The 16947-nt window shown below is 70.6% G+C and carries 20 protein-coding genes and 1 tRNA gene; 8 read left to right on the forward strand and 13 right to left on the reverse strand.

From position 1 onward, the window contains the following. Window positions 1-206: 206 nt before the first annotated feature. Both ACGFML_RS18990 and ACGFML_RS18995 read right to left on the reverse strand, forming a co-directional pair. On the reverse strand, window positions 207-2813 hold the full coding sequence (locus ACGFML_RS18990) for an MFS transporter (protein ID WP_393545062.1): 2607 nt from the start codon (window positions 2811-2813) through the stop codon (window positions 207-209). A 20-nt stretch (window positions 2814-2833) separates the two neighbouring features. Then, window positions 2834-3307, reverse strand: a complete 474-nt coding sequence (locus tag ACGFML_RS18995) for a MarR family winged helix-turn-helix transcriptional regulator (RefSeq protein ID WP_393545064.1) — start codon at window positions 3305-3307, stop codon at window positions 2834-2836. Between the two features lie 225 nt (window positions 3308-3532). On the opposite strand from ACGFML_RS18995, the gene ACGFML_RS19000 reads away from it, so the two are divergent. Then, window positions 3533-3757 (forward strand): hypothetical protein, encoded by a 225-nt coding sequence (locus ACGFML_RS19000; RefSeq protein ID WP_393545066.1) that lies wholly within the window; start codon window positions 3533-3535, stop codon window positions 3755-3757. Window positions 3758-3948: 191 nt separating this feature from the next. On the opposite strand, the gene ACGFML_RS19005 is transcribed toward ACGFML_RS19000, so the two are convergent. Further along, window positions 3949-4359: a hypothetical protein gene (locus ACGFML_RS19005; RefSeq protein ID WP_393545068.1), complete on the reverse strand. Its 411-nt coding sequence runs from the start codon at window positions 4357-4359 to the stop codon at window positions 3949-3951. Between the two features lie 336 nt (window positions 4360-4695). Here ACGFML_RS19005 and ACGFML_RS19010 point away from each other — a divergent pair, with 336 nt between their 5' ends. After that, window positions 4696-5178, forward strand: coding sequence for a GntR family transcriptional regulator (locus tag ACGFML_RS19010; RefSeq protein WP_393545069.1), 483 nt, complete (start codon window positions 4696-4698; stop codon window positions 5176-5178). Between the two features lie 235 nt (window positions 5179-5413). Then, on the forward strand, window positions 5414-5827 hold the full coding sequence (locus ACGFML_RS19015) for a hypothetical protein (RefSeq protein ID WP_393545071.1): 414 nt from the start codon (window positions 5414-5416) through the stop codon (window positions 5825-5827). A gap of 153 nt (window positions 5828-5980) precedes the next feature. Here the strand turns inward: ACGFML_RS19015 and ACGFML_RS19020 are convergent, their stop codons facing one another. Both ACGFML_RS19020 and ACGFML_RS19025 read right to left on the reverse strand, forming a co-directional pair. Then, window positions 5981-6454: a VOC family protein gene (locus tag ACGFML_RS19020; RefSeq protein ID WP_393545073.1), complete on the reverse strand. Its 474-nt coding sequence runs from the start codon at window positions 6452-6454 to the stop codon at window positions 5981-5983. Between the two features lie 180 nt (window positions 6455-6634). After that, window positions 6635-7462, reverse strand: coding sequence for a hypothetical protein (locus tag ACGFML_RS19025; RefSeq protein WP_393545075.1), 828 nt, complete (start codon window positions 7460-7462; stop codon window positions 6635-6637). 208 nt (window positions 7463-7670) lie between these two features. Here ACGFML_RS19025 and ACGFML_RS19030 point away from each other — a divergent pair, with 208 nt between their 5' ends. Further along, window positions 7671-8336, forward strand: a complete 666-nt coding sequence (locus ACGFML_RS19030) for a HEAT repeat domain-containing protein (RefSeq protein ID WP_393545591.1) — start codon at window positions 7671-7673, stop codon at window positions 8334-8336. 3 nt (window positions 8337-8339) lie between these two features. After that, complete coding sequence (locus tag ACGFML_RS19035) at window positions 8340-9347, forward strand: MerR family transcriptional regulator (RefSeq protein WP_393545077.1); 1008 nt, start codon at window positions 8340-8342, stop codon at window positions 9345-9347. 188 nt (window positions 9348-9535) lie between these two features. Here the strand turns inward: ACGFML_RS19035 and ACGFML_RS19040 are convergent, their stop codons facing one another. From ACGFML_RS19040 to ACGFML_RS19055, 4 genes are all read right to left on the reverse strand, one after another. After that, on the reverse strand, window positions 9536-10381 hold the full coding sequence (locus ACGFML_RS19040) for an RNA polymerase sigma factor SigF (protein WP_393545079.1): 846 nt from the start codon (window positions 10379-10381) through the stop codon (window positions 9536-9538). A gap of 190 nt (window positions 10382-10571) precedes the next feature. Next, window positions 10572-11381, reverse strand: coding sequence for an RNA polymerase sigma factor SigF (locus tag ACGFML_RS19045; RefSeq protein ID WP_393545081.1), 810 nt, complete (start codon window positions 11379-11381; stop codon window positions 10572-10574). 210 nt (window positions 11382-11591) lie between these two features. Continuing rightward, window positions 11592-11885, reverse strand: a complete 294-nt coding sequence (locus ACGFML_RS19050; RefSeq protein WP_393545083.1) for a Dabb family protein — start codon at window positions 11883-11885, stop codon at window positions 11592-11594. A 64-nt stretch (window positions 11886-11949) separates the two neighbouring features. Continuing rightward, window positions 11950-12114, reverse strand: coding sequence for a hypothetical protein (locus ACGFML_RS19055; RefSeq protein ID WP_393545085.1), 165 nt, complete (start codon window positions 12112-12114; stop codon window positions 11950-11952). Between the two features lie 736 nt (window positions 12115-12850). On the opposite strand from ACGFML_RS19055, the gene ACGFML_RS19060 reads away from it, so the two are divergent. Beyond that, a complete protein-coding gene (locus ACGFML_RS19060; RefSeq protein WP_393545087.1) occupies window positions 12851-13630 on the forward strand; it encodes a DUF2127 domain-containing protein in 780 nt (259 codons plus the stop codon). Between the two features lie 27 nt (window positions 13631-13657). Further along, window positions 13658-14140, forward strand: coding sequence for a hypothetical protein (locus ACGFML_RS19065; RefSeq protein ID WP_393545088.1), 483 nt, complete (start codon window positions 13658-13660; stop codon window positions 14138-14140). Window positions 14141-14416: 276 nt separating this feature from the next. On the opposite strand, the gene ACGFML_RS19070 is transcribed toward ACGFML_RS19065, so the two are convergent. The 4 genes from ACGFML_RS19070 to ACGFML_RS19085 form a co-directional block, all read right to left on the reverse strand. After that, a tRNA-Ser gene (locus tag ACGFML_RS19070) sits at window positions 14417-14504 on the reverse strand. A gap of 68 nt (window positions 14505-14572) precedes the next feature. Beyond that, window positions 14573-15073 (reverse strand): tRNA adenosine(34) deaminase TadA, encoded by a 501-nt coding sequence (gene tadA, locus ACGFML_RS19075; protein WP_393545090.1) that lies wholly within the window; start codon window positions 15071-15073, stop codon window positions 14573-14575. 56 nt (window positions 15074-15129) lie between these two features. Continuing rightward, entirely contained in the window at window positions 15130-15678 is a 549-nt protein-coding gene (locus tag ACGFML_RS19080; RefSeq protein ID WP_393545092.1) for a hypothetical protein, read from the reverse strand. 186 nt (window positions 15679-15864) lie between these two features. Next, complete coding sequence (locus ACGFML_RS19085) at window positions 15865-16065, reverse strand: hypothetical protein (RefSeq protein ID WP_393545094.1); 201 nt, start codon at window positions 16063-16065, stop codon at window positions 15865-15867. Window positions 16066-16286: 221 nt separating this feature from the next. On the opposite strand from ACGFML_RS19085, the gene upp reads away from it, so the two are divergent. Next, on the forward strand, window positions 16287-16922 hold the full coding sequence (gene upp, locus ACGFML_RS19090; RefSeq protein WP_393545095.1) for a uracil phosphoribosyltransferase: 636 nt from the start codon (window positions 16287-16289) through the stop codon (window positions 16920-16922). The last annotated feature ends 25 nt before the right edge of the window (window positions 16923-16947 follow it).

Below are 16947 nucleotides of genomic sequence, written 5' to 3' on the forward strand. Positions count from 1 at the left end.
TGGGGGAGAAGTCGAGTGTGGGGGAGCCGGGAGCGTGGGGAAGTGTCGGGCTCCGGGCGGCGGCGTGCAGGCCGTCCCCTGCCTGTGCGCAACGCCGCCGCCGGAGCCCTGGGTCCGGGCCGGGACGCGTCTCCGCTCAACACGCGCCCCGGTCCGGGGTATTGCCGCCCGGGACACACCCTCGGTACGGGGTCCCGGGCCCGGGATCAGTCCCCGGGGTGGGCGAGCTCGACGTCGTAGCCGTCGACCCCGCGTGCGTCGACCGCAAGGCCGTTGGCGACCGGCGGGTAGCCGCTCGCGATGACCGTGTAGTCGCCGGCGTCCAGGTCGGTGAAGGCGTATGCGCCGTCCTCCCCGGTGGTCGAGGTGGCCACGACGTTGCCCGCCGCGTCCACCAGTGTCACCCGCGCGTCGGGCAGCGCGATGCGGTTCGCTCCGGCCCGTACGACGCCCTGGACCCGTGCGCCGGACAGCAGCTCGACCTCGATGCGGGTCGTGCCCTGGCCGCCGACCTCGACCGGCAGTGCGGCCGGGCGGTAGTTGGCCGCGTTCACGGCGAGGGTGAAGGTGCCGGGCGCCAGTTCGTCGAAGGCGAAGTAGCCCTCGGCGTTGGTCCTGCCGGTGGCCAGCACCTCGCCGCGGACGTCGGTGACGACGACCATCGCGCCGTCGACCGGCCGGCCGTCGACCGCGCTGCGGACCTGGCCGCCGAGGCCGCTGGTACCGCTGAGCAGGATGTCGTAGCCGAAGGGCGTCTCGCCGACGACGACCGTGGACGCCTGCGGCTGGTGGCCGTCGGCCGCGGCTATCAGGACGTAGCTGCCGGCGCCGGGGGCGCTGAGCACGTACGAACCGTTGGCCTGGGCCACCGCGCGGCCCAGCTGGCGGCCGCTGAGCGAGATCAGCGTCACCGCGGAGCGGGGGACGGGGTGGCCCTCCGCGTTGCGGACGAAGCCGTGGATCGCCGGGCCGGACGGGGTGCCGTCGCCACCGGCGGAGGCGAACGCCGCCAGCGGCTGGGAGGCCGCCGCGACGGCCGGCTGCGCCCAGGAGGGGGTGTGGCCGAACTCGTCGTCGGCGGGGGCCGGAGCGGCACCCACGAGGGCGAGCTCCCGCTCCTCGACGACGGGCGTGACGGCGGTGGTGGCCGCCGCCGCGGCGGTGTCGGCCGGGGCGGCCGCGGGGTCCGCGGTCTCGACGCCGTCCGCGCTCTGGGAAAGTCCGCCACGCGTCTTCAACGCGACCTCCTTGATGAACAGGGTGAAGAGGAAGGCGAGCAGCGCGCAGGGCGCCGCGTACAGGAACACATCGCCCACGCCGTGCCCGTAGGCGCTCTCCATGACGGTGCGCAGCGGCGCCGGGAGGGCGTCCAGGTCGGGGATGCCGCCGCCGCTGTTGCCGGCGCCGTGGGCGGCGGCCTTCGCGGCCTTGGGGCCGAGCTCGGTCAGGCCGTCCTTGACGTAGTGGGTGACGCGGTTGGCGAGCACCGCACCGAGGGCCGAGACGCCCACCGCACCACCGAGGGAGCGGAAGAAGGTCACGACGGACGAGGCGGAGCCGAGGTCCTGCGGGGCGACCTGGTTCTGGGTGGCCAGGACCAGGTTCTGCATCATCATGCCGATGCCGAGGCCCATCAGCGCCATGAAGATCGCGATGTGCCAGTACTCGGTGTCGTAGCGGATGGTGCCCAGCAGGCCGAGGCCCGCGGTCACCAGCACGCCGCCGGAGACCAGCCAGGCCTTCCACCGGCCGGTCTTGGTGATGACCTGGCCCGAGACGGTCGACGAGATGAACAGGCCGGCGATCATCGGGATCGTCATGACACCGGACATCGTCGGCGACTTGCCGCGCGCCAGCTGGAAGTACTGGCTGAAGAAGACGGTGCCGGAGAACATCGCGATACCGACGAACAGCGAGGCCATCGAGGCGAGGGTGATCGTCTTGTTGCGGAACAGCCGCAACGGGATGATCGGCTCCTTGGCCTTGGACTCGACGAAGACGAAGATCGCGCCGAGCACGACCGCGCCGCCGACCATCGCGGCGGTCTGCCACGACATCCAGTCGTACTTGTCGCCGGCCAGGGTCACCCACACCAGCAGCAGCGAGACCGCCGCGCTGATGAAGAAGGCGCCCGCCCAGTCGACCTTGACGCCTTCGCGCTTGACGACCGGGAGCTTCAGGGTCTTCTGCAGCACGATCAGCGCGATGATCGCGAAGGGCACGCCGACGTAGAAGCACCAGCGCCAGCCGAGCCAGCTGGTGTCGGTGATGACGCCGCCGAGCAGCGGGCCGCCGACGGTGGCGACGGCGAAGGTGGCGCCGAGGTAGCCGCTGTACCGACCGCGCTCACGCGGCGAGATCATCGCGGCCATCACGATCTGGGCCAGGGCGGACAGACCGCCCACGCCTATGCCCTGCACCACACGGCAGGCGATCAGCATGCCGGTGTTCTGCGAGAGGCCGGCGACGACCGAGCCCGTGACGTAGATGACCAGGGCGAACTGGACCAGCAGCTTCTTGCTGAAGAGGTCGGAGAGCTTGCCCCACAGCGGGGTGGTGGCCGTCATCGCGAGCAGCGAGGCGGTCACGACCCAGGTGTAGGCGCTCTGCCCGCCGTCGAGATCGTGAATGATCTCCGGCAGGGCGTTGGAGACGATCGTCGAGGACAGGATGGCGACGAACATGCCGAGCAGCAGCCCGGACAACGCCTCCATGATCTGGCGGTGCGTCATGGGGGCCCCGTCGGCGGAGCCGTGTCCGCCTCCGTGTTTGGCGTGGCCGCCCCGCACACCGGCTGGTGAGGTCGTAGCCATGTGGTTCCTTTGCTTCCTTTTCATCCTGCGGGTGTACGGGTGAGGGAGTCGTGATGCGCCCGGGTACGGCAGTCGCCGAAGCTCGTACGGAGCCTGGCGAGCAGCTCGATGAGGTGCCCGACGTCGGTGTCGGTCCAGTCGTCCAGATACCGGGCGAGGGTCTCGGTGTAGCGCTCGGAGAGCTCCGCCAGGAGATCTCGGCCACTCGGAGTCAGGCGCAGCAGTCGCGACCGCTTGTCCGCCGGATCGGGCTCGCGCTCGATCCAGCCGCGCTCGGCGACATGGGCGACGTGCCGGCTGGTCACCGACATGTCGATCGCGAGCAGCTCGGCGAGCTGGCTCATCCGCATCTCGCCGTGTCGGTCGAGAAGGGTGAGCACGCCGGCTGACGCGGGCGGGCAGTCCTGGGGCAGGATCCGGCCCATTTCACGCTTGACGGCTCCGATGGCACTGAGTTGCCTGGCCAGCTCTTCGTATTGACTCTGAGCGGCCACGGGGCTCCTCCACGCATCTTCACTTCACAGCTTTGTTGCTTGAGGCAACCATAGAATAGGTTGGTTGCTGAAGGCAAACTGTTTCCGGGCCTCTGGGGTAAAGGGAACGAAAAGTCTCGGCGAGTTGTGGTCAATGAGCCCGTCGCGTCACGTATAGGTGCAGGTCATGTGGGCACGCGCCCCAGGGGTGCCTCGGAGGCGCCCGGTTCGCTAGGGTCCTTCCCCATGGCGACCAACCCGCAGAACCAGGCCGGCGGCAACAGCGACCCGGCGGGCAGCACCCAGATGTTCCGCGCCTTCGTGGACGAGGCCGGCCCCGCCCAGTCCCCGAACGGACGCCGTGCGGCGGCGCCGCAGCAGAGCGGCGGCGGGGCGCGCGTGGGCGTCATCATCGGCGTGATCGTGGCGGTCCTGGTGATCGCGGGCGCGGCCTGGCTGGCGCTGAAGTAGCGGCCCCTGTGTCGCCGCGCTGTCACGGACGGCGCACCCCCTCTTCTCCCCTCCCCCCAAGGTTTTCCGTACGAAAAGGGGCCCGGCGGTCGCCGGGCCCCTTCTGTCTGCCTCTTACGCGTCCGCGCGCGCGTCCTTCTGCTTGCCCCGAAGGCTCCGCCGTTGAGCCCGGCGAGCTGTCGCCCCTTGCGTCAGTCGCCGCCTTCGCCGCCGCCCACGCCGACTCCTTCGTCGCAGTCGCAGTCGCAGTCGACGTCGATGCGCGCACCCCGGCTCTCCGCGACCCGCAGCGCGTCCCGGAGTGCCTCGGTCAATCGCTGGGCGCAGAAGCGCAGTTCGTCGACGGTGGCCCGGCAGGCGGTGTCGCCGAGCAAGGTGGTGGCGTGCCCGAGGATCTCCGCCCCCGTATCGAGCTGGATCTCCTCCATCCGGTCCGCGAGCCGCGACACGTACCCGCCGCCGTCGTCCGCCGACACGTAACACGGCAGCAGCCGCAGACCGCCGGCGCCGGACCCTCCGCTCACCACGCCACCGCCCCCGTAGGGGAAGGCCCGCTCCCGGCGCTCCTCTGCGTGCTCGTACGCGAGCAGATAGGGCCGCACGAGGGGGGGTGGCGTCGCCGTCGAGGGGGGGCGGAGTGGGGGAGGGGGCGGGCCGGAGGGGTGGCGGCGGTTCGTGCCGCCGCGCGACGAGGTGGAACGGGGGCGTCGAAGGCCCCGGGAGGCGGCGTCCGTCGGCCGCTTCACCGGTCGAGGAACCGGCGCATAGGGTTTCGCATGTCGACCTGCTTCCTTCAGATGTCAGGTTGGCCACGCCCCGGGGCCGTTCCAGCGGTCGCCGGGGCTTCGGCGTTGGACCAACATAGCAAGGCTGTCTATGCCGTACTAGGGGAAGGTAGGGATCGCCTGCTATGCGGTGGCGTACTTAGCCTGGTTCAGGTGATCGAATTTGCTCCCGACCGGCCTCGCTGGCGACAGGTCGCCGATGTGATGCGTGAGCGCATCGCCGACGGCACATACCCTCCGGGAACGCAGATTCCCTCCGTGCTCAAACTCCAGGAAGAGTTCGGCATCGCCACGGCGACAAGCCAGAAGGTGCACCGTGGTCTGCGGGACGAGGGCCTGATCTATACGGAGCCGGGCCTGGGATCCTTCGTGGCGAAGCGGCAGCCCGGAGGGCCGGTGAGCGCGGCCAAGTGGGTGCAGATCGCCAACGTGATCCGAAAGCGGATCGTGAGCGGCGAGTACCCGACGCACCATCTGATCTCCGAGGTCCGGATGGAGCAGGAGTTCGGCGTCGCCCGCGTGACCGTGCGCAAGGTCACCGCCGCCCTCCGGGAAGAAGGGCTCATCGTCACCACGCCGGGCATGGGCTCGTTCGTCACCCCGCGGCGGCCTCGAGGCTCGGCCGGTAGCCGGTAGCCGGTGATGCGGCCGAGCGGCTGATCGCCTCCGCCGACGGGCCTACCGGACATCACGCCGCGAACCTCCTCCGAGCGGTCCTCCCATGTGTCGGCCGGACTGCCAGGACGCCGTGCGTCGCAGCGATCCGACGCCGCACGTGGTGCCCGTCCCGTGCTCGGGACGGGCTCTGTCAGTGGGCGACCGTACGGTGATCTACGTACGCAAGTCGCCTTCACAAGCGAGGAGTTCGCGCATGTCCTTCTGGAAATCGAGGAGAAGTGCCACCGCTGCCGCCGTCAGCGCCGCGGCGCTGACGGCACTGTTCAGCGTGGTGACCGCCCACGGCGCGATAGCCCAGCCCGCGTCGGCGTCGAGGGCTTCGGCTCCCGTCTCCGCGAGCAGCGCCGACTGCCCGCCCGGCCCCCACAACACCTGCTGGTGGTCGAAGCAGAAGTACAAGGGTGCGTTCCACAGCGAAGGCACCATGGCCAAGTTCTGCTCCAACCTCGCGACGTATGAGCACTCCGTGTGGAACAGGAGCAAGTACGAGCTGTGGATGTGGAAGGGCAAGAGCTGCAAGGGTGATCCGGATGTCGTGATCCCGGCCGGCGGCAAGAACGCGGGCTGGAACTCCGGTACGTACTCGTTCAAGCTGATCCCGTACTGAGCCTGTACCGATCGCCGGCGGCTCTGGCCGGGCCCGGGGGTGCGCCTCTGGGTCCGGCCTCCGGGTCGGCTCGCACCTGCCGGCGGTCGGGCGTCGCCCGTAACCGCTGTGGGGCCCGAACCCCCGTCGTGTCCGGGCCCCGTCGTGCCCCCGCTACCGCTCGTCGGCGGCTGCGTGGAGGGCCGCCACGTCGATCTTCTTCATGCCGAACATCGCCTGCATGGCGCGGGCGGCGCGGGACTGGTCCGGGTCGCTCATCAGCTCGGCCATGCCGACCGGTACGACCTGCCAGGACAGGCCGTACCGGTCCTTCAGCCAGCCGCAGGGACCCTCCTCGCCGTCCCGGGAGAGCTTGGTCCAGTAGTAGTCGATCTCGTCCTGGTCCTTGCAGGTGATCATCAACGAGACGGCCTCGTCGAAGGTGAACTGGGGGCCACCGTTGATCGCGACGTAGTCCTGGCCGTCGAGGGAGAAGTCGACGGTCAGGACGGTGCCGGCCGGGCGGGGGCCGGCCTCGGTGTAGTAGGCGATGTTCTTGATCTTGGAGTTCGGGAACACCGAGCAGTAGAACTCGGCGGCCTCCACGCTCTGGTTGTCGAACCAGAGGTTGGGCGTGATCTGGGGCATGGGGCTCTCCTGGTGTCGATGGCCGCGCGGGCCTCTTCGGCTCCGGCGACCGGTACGCCGGCAGGCGGTGGTCCGCGCCTGTAGCAGTACTGACCGGTGCACCCGGCGGAACTCATCGGCCATCGGGAGGAAAAATCCCGGCGGGCATTCAGCGGCCCGGGGGAGGCGGCGTGCGGGCCGTCACTTCCAGTGGAACGTGACGTCCCGGGTGTCGATGTGCATCCCCAGCGGCACCCGCCAGCCGTCCACACACACCCGCCAGGTCCCGGTTTTCTTCCGGCCCGGGGCGAGCGGCAGGGGGAGGTCGTGGGTGGAGTCGATGGTCGCCCAGTCGACGCCGAGGCCGCCGATGACGTGGGTGCCGAAGGTGACCGTGCCGTCCCTCACCGTGCGCTTGCCGGTGTTGAGGAACTCGACGCTGACCTTTTCGCACCAGCGGACGTCGGTGCCGGCGAGCTCCGGCTTCCCGATGAGCAGTCCGGCGGGGGCGCCGGGACCGCCGGGGACGGTCGGGGAGGGCGGCGCGGGGGCGCCGTTTCCGCTTCCCCCGCCCCCGCCGCCGCTCCCGGAGCCGCTCCCGCCGCCCCCGGGGGAGCCGGGGTCCGGCGACGGGCCGGGCGGTGCGGGGGAGGAGGGGGAGCCGGGCGTGGTGGCGCCGGATGCGTGTCCCGCGCCGCCTGTGCCGCCGTGCGGGGCGGCGCCCGAGTCGTCGGCGCCCGAGTCGTCGGAGCCCGAGCCGCCGTGCGGCGCGGAGGAGGTGCCCGGTGCGGGGCGTTCGGCGGAGCCCTTCCCCGGGCCGCGGTGGTCATCGCCGTCTCCGCCGTCCAGGGGCGTCAACTCGACGCCGCCGTGGGGTGGTACGGCCTTGTCCGGGGCCCGGCCGTCTGCGGGGCCCGCAGCGCCCACCGCGACATAGCCGGTGTGGGCCGCGCCGCCGCAGCCGGTGAGCAGGACGCCCAGGCACACCACGGCCGCCGAGGCGGAGGCAACAGTCGTCGTCCGTCGCATCGGGCCAGTGTTGCTGACGGAGTGTCAGGAGTACAGGGGTGGGCGTGCAGGGGTGGGAGGACAGGGGGAGAACCACAGGTGCCACCGGCCGGTTCCGGCGACGCGCCGCGGCCGGGAGAGGCGCCCGGTGATCTCGCGGCACGACCCCGCTTGACCTTGTCACGGTGACAAGGTCTTCACTCTGGCCGAGGAGGTGGTCCCGAAGATCATGCCGAAACAGGACACGGATACGAGGAGAGTTCTCCAGGGGCTGGAGAACAGCAGCGCGTCGGTGCGGCTGCAGGCAGCGCTGGCGGTCGGCACGACCCCTGACCCGCGGTTCATCGACAAGCTCATCGAACGGTGCGCGATCGAGCCCGAATTCTCCGTTCGCGAAATGCTCACCTGGGCGCTCACCCGCCACTCGGCGCCGATGACGGTCCCCGAGCTTCTCCGCGAACTCCGCTCGGAGCGTGCGCAGGCACGAAGCCAGGCGTTGCACACGCTGTCCAAGATCGGGGACCGGCAGGCGTGGCCGGCGATCACCCGGGCGCTTCTGACCGACGCCGACGACGAGGTGGCGCGGAGCGCTTGGCGGGCAGCGGTCGCGCTCGTGCCCGAAGGTGAAGAGCCCGAGTTGGCCGCAGTGTTGGCGACACAGCTGGGGCGCGGGGAACGGGAGACGCAGCTGAGCCTCAGCCGGGCTCTGATCGCGCTCGGCGAGGTGATCATGCCGACCCTGCGCGCCGCGATGACGGATCTCGATCCGCGCGTGCGCGCGCACGCGCGAGCCACGGAACGGCTGTTGCGCGACCCGGACTCCGGATTCACGTTCGCGATCGAGGAGGCCAAGCGCGTCACGGTCCTCGGCACGAACGGCCAGGAAGGGGGATAGGCGGTGTTGATCGGCGAGGTGGCACGACGGTCCGGGGTCAGCGCCCGCATGCTCAGGCATTACGACTCGCTCGGCCTGGTACGGCCGACGGGCCGTACCGCGGCCGGCTATCGGGAGTACTCCGGCGAGGACATCCGGCGGATCTTCCATATCGAGAGCCTGCGGTCGTTGGGGCTGTCGCTGCGTGAAGTCGGGTGCGCGCTGGATGATCCCGACTTCCGGCCCTCGGAGCTCGTCGACGACCTCATCCGCCGGACGCGAGACCGCATCGCGGGTGAGACGGCGCTGCTCACCCGACTCCGTCGGATCGGTGCCGCGGAACCCGCCGGCTGGGAGGGCGTCCTCCAGACCGTTGCGCTCCTCCAGGAATTGGGGGCGGAGAGCGCCGGGAAGCGCCAGCGCGCGGCCCTGTCCTCGGTCGAAGAGGTTCCGGTGCCGGTGGAAGCTCTGGTGGAGGCGGCGCTGAGCGAGTCGGACCCGAACGTCGCGGGAGCCCTTCGATGGGCTCTGGCGCAATCGGGCGACGGCGGTTCGGCGCTGCTGGCGGAGGGCCTCGGCTCATCGGCGGCCGAGGTGCGCAAACGTGCCGTCCAGTCCCTCGCCGAGATGCCGAACGGTGCGGCGACCGCACTGCTGCGGGACGCCCTCGCGCACTCCGACATCGTCGTCCGCAGGTATGCGGCTCTGGCGCTCGGGGCACGCGGCGTGACCGACGCGGTCCCGATGCTCATGGACATGATCGTCGAGGGGGCGAACGACGCCGATGCAGCCGATGCGCTGAGCACGCTGGCGGGTGATCCCGCGTTGGCGGATCAGATCGCCACCGGGCTCGTCGACTGCCTCGCCCGCGGCACCGTTGGATCGTCCGCGCGTCGACGGCTGACACAGGCGCTCGCGGATATCCCGGGAATCACGACGTCACGTGCCCTCGCAGATCTGTCGCAGGACGAGGACCGCGGCGTTGCGCTCACCGCGGCATACATCCTCACGCTGCGCAGCGCACGATCTTGAGCAGTGGTGCGCCTCTGACGCGCCCTGGCGGGCGGTCTCGCAGTCCGAGTCCGAGTCCGAGTCCCCGAGTCCGAGTCCGAGCCCGGGGCGTGCGGGGCGCGGGGTGAGCGGGTACGAGACGCCACGGGGCCGTGCGGCCGGTTCGTGCAGCAGTCCGCCGAGCGGCGCTCCCCTCGGCGGACCGGACCTCAGTCGGCGATGAGCCCGTCGCGCAGCTGTGCCAGCGTGCGGGTGAGCAGTCGGGAGACGTGCATCTGGGAGATGCCGACCTCCTCGCCGATCTGGGACTGCGTCATGTTGGCGAAGAAGCGCAGCATGATGATCTGGCGCTCCCGGGGCGGGAGTTTGGCCAGCAGGGGCTTGAGGGACTCGCGGTACTCCACGCCCTCCAGCGCGGTGTCCTCGTAGCCCAGGCGGTCCGCCAGGGAGCCCTCGCCGCCGTCGTCCTCGGGGGAGGGGGAGTCGAGCGAGGAGGCGGTGTAGGCGTTGCCGACCGCCAGGCCGTCGACGACGTCCTCCTCCGACACTCCCAGGCACAGGGCGAGTTCGGGAACCGTCGGGGAGCGGTCGAGCTTCTGGGCGAGCTCGTCGCTGGCCTTGGTGAGGGCGAGCCGGAGCTCCTGGAGCCGGCGCGGGACCCGCACCGACCAGGACGTGTCGCGGAAGAAACGCTTGATCTCACCGACGACCGTCGGCATCGCGAACGTCGGGAATTCCACGCCGCGTTCGCAGTCGAACCGGTCGATGGCCTTGATCAGGCCGATGGTGCCGACCTGGACGATGTCCTCCATCGGCTCGTTACGGCTGCGGAAGCGCGCCGCGGCGTAACGGACGAGCGGGAGGTTCAGCTCGATGAGGGTGTCACGGACGTAGGTGCGCTCCGCGCAGTCCTTGTCGAGCGTGGCCAGCCGCAGGAACAGGGAGCGGGAGAGCGTGCGGGTGTTGATGGCGTCGTCGTGTACCTGGTCGTGCAGGTGCGGCGCGGGCGCGGGAATCGCGGGAAGCACCTTCGAGCTGCCCAGTTCTACGGACATGCCACCCCCTTGAGGTGTCGCTGCGGGGTCCTCGGCCCAAGGCGGACCGAGGAGTTATGCCTCCACCTGAATACCGGAGGCAGCGCCACGGCAAACGCGGTTTCTGCAGAATGTCACATGTCGGCAACACGCTGTAGCGCCATATCGACATATCTGCGCAGGCTGTGCGGGGGCGGGTCGCCCGTCCCGGTTAGGCGTCGATCCTGTTTGCGGATCGCAGTCGGGCGAAGCTCCGCGACAGTAGCCGCGAGACATGCATCTGCGACACCCCCAGCTCCGCGCTGATCTGCGACTGCGTCAGATTGCTGTAGTAGCGGAGCAGGAGGATGCGCTGCTCGCGCTCGGGGAGCTGGACGAGCAGATGCCGGACGAGGTCGCGGTGCTCGACGCCGGCCAGCTCGGGATCCTCGTACCCGAGGCGGTCCAGGAGGCCGGGCAGTCCGTCGCCCTCCTGGGCGGCCTCCAGGGACGTCGCGTGGTAGGAGCGGCCCGCTTCCAGGCAGGCCAGCACCTCGTCCTCGCTGATCTTGAGGCGCTCGGCGATCTCCGCAGTGGTCGGGGAGCGGCCGTGCAGCACCGTCAGGTCCTCGGTCGCGCCGTTGACCTGCACCCACAGCTCGTGGAGGCGGCGGGGGACGTGCACCGTGCGGACGTTGTCCCGAAAGTAGCGTTTGATCTCGCCGACGACGGTCGGCATGGCAAAGGTCGGGAATTGGACGCCGCGGTCCGGGTCGAACCGGTCGATCGCGTTGATCAGGCCGATGGTGCCGACCTGGACGACGTCCTCCATCGGCTCGTTACGGCTGCGGAAGCGTGCCGCGGCGTATCTGACCAGCGGAAGGTTGGCCTCGATGAGTGCCGCGCGGACCCGGGTGTGCTCGGGGGTGCCGGGCTCGAGGCCCGTCAGCTCCGCGAACAGCACCTGTGTGAGTGCCCGCGTGTCCGCGCTTCGGCTCTCGCGGGATGGAGCCTTGGGCGCAGTACGGGCCGTCACGTTCACGCCACCCTTCACAGTGCATGTATCCGGCAAAAGCGGTCATAGCATCACAAGTTATGTGCACTGTGTGCAAGCACCCCATAATGCCGTGTTGGGGCCAGAGTTGAATGGCGTGCGGAAGGGTGCCGGAAGGGGTTTTCCCCTACGGGGCGGGGTACGGCGAAGCCCCCCGCCGGTGAGGGGCGAGGGGCTCTCGGTGTGGAGTGCGGGGGCTCAGAACTCGTAGTCGGCGATCACCCAGGTGGCGAACTCTCGCCACTGACCGGCCGCAGCCTGATGGGCCGGATGCTCGATGTAGCGCTTGAGGGCGTCGGTGTCGGCCACGGCGGAGTTGATCGCGAAGTCGTGGGCGATCGGCCGGTCCGTGATGTTCCAGGCGCACTCCCAGAACGTCAGCTCCGGGATCCGGTCCGCCAGCTCCGCGAAGGCGCGGACCCCGGCCTGTACGCGTTCCTCGTCACGGGAGACGCCTTCGTTGAGCTTGAAAAGGACCAGGTGGCGGATCACTGGGGACCTCCGTGCGGCGGGCGGTGCGCGGTCCGGTCGGGCGACCGGCCGGCGTCCCAGCCGTCTACTTGACCAGCTGGGTCATGAACTCGCCGACGCCCTGAGCAGCGGACGAGATGCCTTCGAAGCCTATCTGGACGAGGTCCGCGGCCCGCCCGGGGGACGTGATGATCGTGTAGAGCACGAAGACGATGACCAAGTACACCGCGATCTTCTTCGCCTGCGCCATCGGTCCTGTCTCCCCTGTTCCCTACGGCAGTCCCTGAAACTCCCCTGCATGTTCCGTCCCGAATGCAGTCGGGTGAGTGTAACCACAGGTGTTCGACAGTGGTATCCGTGATCGAGAGGCCGGGGCGCGCGTACGGCGCCGGCGCGGCGGCACCGCTCCGGTCGATGTGGCACTGATCCGGTCTTTAGGGACGAAAGGCCCGTCGGCGAAGGTCCTTTGCCGGATGGCAGGGGCGTGCGGCAACGGCACGATGGTGGTGCGCCCGGCGGATCTGGCAGGAACCCGCGGGGCCGGGACCGGGACCTCACTGCGGGGCCCGCGCCGTGTACATCCCCCTGACTGCGGCGTGGGCTTTGGGGTCCGGCCCTCATCGGGGGGAGCGGTCGTCCCCCGACGCCGTTCCCCCCGACCGACCGAGGAGCCCCGGCTCCGAGCCGCCGGTCCGCGGCCCGGAGCCGGGGCTTCGGCGTGCGGCCCGGGCCCCGTCGCCGCACCGCCGCCCCGCGCATTCCTGCGCCGCCGCCACCCCCGTCCCCGGTTCGACGTCCCCCGCCCGCGCCCGCCGCCCGCGCCCTTCGTCTGCAACCGGCTGCCCGGCGTTGCGCGTCCCCCACCCCGTACGACCTGGATGCCCTGGCCGGCATGCATCATGTACGCGACAGAACCGGGCGTGGCAGCGCGCCGCGGCGCGGCGTGGCCCGCGCCGGGAGAACGAAAGGACCACAGGGCTCCGACGATGAAGATCGACTGGGACCGGCGTACCTGCGCGCGCCGCGGGCACATCACCTACCGTCCGCAGGAGGACGACCTGCGGGAGAAGCTGCACGCGACCACCGCGCTCGGCGAGGCATGGCGCTGTCTGCGCTGCGGCGACTTCGCCCTCGGGGAGCCGCACGGCTCCGGCCCGGCCGCCGATGCCCCGCTGGTTCCGCGCGGCAAGGTCCTGCGCGATCTGTTCATCCTGCGCTTCCTGGCCGTCGAGCGTGCGATCCGCGGCGTGTTCATCGTGCTGGCCGCGGTCGGTGTGTGGCAGTTCAGCAACCGCAAGGACGCGGTCCGCCGGTTCTTCGACGAGTACATCGCGGTGCTCCGGCCGGTGGCCCGGCACTTCCACTACGACCTGGACCACTCGCCGGTCGTCGGCACCATCCAGAAGACCTTCGGCTACCAGCACTCCACGCTGATGCTGGTAGCCGCGCTGCTGCTCGTCTACGCCCTGGTGGAGATCATCGAGGGCGTGGGGCTGTGGCGGGCCAAGCGGTGGGCGGAGTACCTGACCGTGGTGGCGACGGCGGCTTTCCTGCCGCTGGAGATCTACGAGCTCAGCGAGAAGATCAGCTGGCTCAAGATCGCCACACTGGTGATCAATATTCTCGCGGTGCTCTACATCGCGGTCACCAAGCGGTTGTTCGGGCTCCGGGGCGGCCGCCGGGCCTTCGACGAGGAGCGGCAGAGCGCCTCCCTCCTGGAGGTCGAGACCTCGGCAGGGGTGCCCGCACCTGCCCATAATGGCTGACGCCACAACCCGAGGGGGACTTCCACCATGTCGCAACCCATGACCGCGCCCGCCACGACCACGCCCGCCGCGCCGCGCACCCGCCGCCGGCCGGCCGTCGTCCTGGCGCTGCTGTTCGGCCTGTTCGCCGTGAGCGCCGGGCCGGCCGTGGCCGCGCCCGCCGCGGCCGCCGCGGCCGCACCCCGCACCGCGGTGAGCGCCGTCGACGGCTCCGTGCGCCCCGCCGCCGCTCCGGCGGCCCCCGCAGGATGGCACTCGTCCTCGCACCACTCCTTCTCGCACCACTCCTTCTCGCACCACTCGTCGCACTCCTCCCACGCCAAGACGGCGTTCAAGGAGAAGAAGTCCTCGAAGTGGAAGAAGAAGATCAAGAAGAAGTCGAAGGGCTTCTTCAAGAAGCTCGGGATCATCGCGATCGTGCTGTTCGTGATCTTCCTGGTCATCGCCATCGTGGTGATCTGGCTGATCGTCCACTTCGTTCGCCGCGCCCTGGGTCGTCGTCGCGACTGACGAACCGGCCCTTGGGCGGAGACCGGATCACACCGTGCGGCGGCACCCCACTGCGGGGCGCCGCCGCACGGCGGTTACGGCCCCGCGGCCCCCAGTCCCCACACGTACGGCCCTGGCGCGCCACGGCACCCATCGCCGCCGCCCCGTCGGATCCGCTCTCCTGACGCGCTCTCACCGCATCGCCCCGCCAAGGCCGCGTACCCCCGGGCCGGTTGGCGGGCACCACGCAGAACACCCCTCCGACCGCGCATTCACGGGTCGGAGGGGTGTTGTCAGCGGTAGCGGTGGGATTTGAACCCACGGTGACGGGTTACGCCACACTCGCTTTCGAGGCGAGCTCCTTCGGCCGCTCGGACACGCTACCGAGAGAGAGCTTAGCCCAAGGGGGGCCGTGCGCCGAAATCGGATTGCGGGACAGGGCCGGGGCGGGGGTCAGCGGTCCCGGAAGAAGTCGGTCAGCAGGGCGGCGCACTCGGCTTCGAGGACGCCGGTGATGACCTCGGGGCGGTGGTTCAGGCGGCGGTCGCGGACGACGTCCCAGAGGGACCCGGCGGCTCCGGCCTTGGCGTCACGGGCGCCGTAGACGACGCGGTCGACGCGGGACAGGACGATCGCGCCCGCGCACATCGTGCAGGGTTCGAGGGTGACGAGGAGGGTGCAGCCGGTCAGGCGCCACGCTCCGACCCGCTGCGCGGCGGCGCGCAGCGCCAGGACCTCCGCGTGCGCGGTCGGGTCGCCGGTCGCCTCGCGTTCGTTGTGGCCGGTGCCGAGGACGGCGCCGTCCGCGGACAGCACGACGGCGCCCACCGGGACGTCTCCCGTCCCGGGGGCGCGGGCGGCCTCGTCCAGCGCCCGCCGCATCGGCGCGGTCCAGGGATCGCGCAGCGGGTCGGGGGCGGGGGAGGAAGGCGGTGCTGAGGGAGGGACGGTCATGTCCCCAGTGTCGGGGACGTGACCTGAGGCGGGCCCGGCGCCGGGCCCGGCCGGGATCAGCGCACGGCTTCCAGGACCTCCGTGCAGCCCAGGGAGTCGGCGATGGTGGAGAGTGCGTCGCCGTCCAGGGCGAGCAGCTCCTTCTCGCTGACACCGAGGTCGGCCAGGAGCTCGAAGTCACCGAGCGGGCCGGACGCGATGGCGATGTCCTCCGCGCCGTTCACCGCGTCCATGGCGTCGTCGTCATCGACGCTGTCGTCATCTTCCGGTTCGCCGTCCTCCGTGCCGTCCAGATTGAGGCTGTCGAGGTCGTCCGCGTCATCTTCCTCGCGGCCCAGGAGCTCGTCGGTCAGCATCGCTCCGTACGAGCTTTTTGCGGCGGCGGCGGCGTTGGAGAGGAAGACCCGTGGATCGTCCTCCCCGTCCACCCGGATGACGCCGAACCAGGCGCCCTCCTGCTCGATGAAGGCCACCACCGTGTCGTCGTCGACCGCCGCCTCTCGGGCCAGATCGGCCATATCGGCGAGGGTTTCCACTTCGTCGAGCTCCGTGTCGCTCGCTTCCCACCCGTCTTCGGTGCGCGCGAGCAGTGCGGCGAAATACACCGTTCCTCTCCCACCTGTCATAACGTCCGGGCCGGGCGGGGCGGCGCTGTCGCGCCGCGGGTCCGCCCCTTCGGAATCGTGGCAGAAACCGGGCGTCCGCGCGGGGTCTTCGGCGCTGCGTCGTGCGGAGGTTGTGAGAGATGTCGCTCACGTGCCGCAGCGCGGGCCCGTGCGCGGGGCGCACGACTACCAGCGGAACGTGCGCATTCGCATGGCCTGACGCATCCGTGCGGCCCGCGCGCGGCGCGGCTGGACGAGGTCCCGCAACTCCTTGGCATCGTGCCGTTCGCGCAGAAACTGAGCCCGGCGCCTTCGGCGTGCCGTCTGACTCTCGGCGTCCCGGCCGGCGTTTTCCGCGCCACCGGGTGGCTGCTGACGGTCGGGCACGACACCACCACCTCCCGCGGCACCGGAGGGAAAACCAGCCCTATGTGCCTACTTTCCCTCTTTTGCGTGGTTTGGCGCCAGTGAAGCGCCGAATTCAGGGCCGTGGCCTCTGGCCTGCTCGGAGGCCGCACGGGGAGCCGCCGCGCGTCGCCCCCCGGTAGCCTTGAGGGCTGGGTCGCTCCTGCGGCCGTTGTTGCAGATCAGACCCCATGGAGGAAATTGTGCGCTTGCACGTCGTCGACCACCCGCTGGTGGCGCACAAACTCACCACACTGCGCGACAAGCGCACCGATTCCCCTACTTTCCGGCGGCTCGCCGACGAGCTGGTCACCCTGCTCGCCTACGAGGCCACCCGTGATGTGCGCACCGAGCGCGTCGACATCGAGACCCCGGTGACGGCGACCACCGGCGTGCGGCTGTCGCACCCGCGCCCGATGGTCGTCCCGATCCTGCGGGCCGGTCTGGGCATGCTGGAGGGCATGGTCAGGCTGCTGCCCACCGCCGAGGTCGGCTTCATGGGCATGGTCCGCAACGAAGAGACGTACGAGGCGCACACCTACGCCACGCGGATGCCCGACGACCTCTCCGGTCGGCAGGTGTACGTGGTCGACCCGATGCTGGCCACCGGCGGCACGCTGGTCGCGGCGATCCGTGAGCTGATCGCCCGCGGCGCGGACGACGTCACCGCGATCTGCCTGCTGGCCGCGCCGGAGGGCGTCGAGGTCATGGAGAAGGCACTGGCCGGCGCGCCCGTGACGGTGGTCACCGCTGCGGTCGACGAGCGGCTGAACCCGGACCGCTACATCGTGCCGGGCCTGGGAGACGCGGGCGACCGCATGTACGGCACCGCCGGCTGACCCGCCGCCGGAGGCCGCGCGCTGG

Source organism: Streptomyces sp. NPDC048650 (genome assembly GCF_043199095.1).
Lineage (GTDB): Bacteria > Actinomycetota > Actinomycetes > Streptomycetales > Streptomycetaceae > Streptomyces.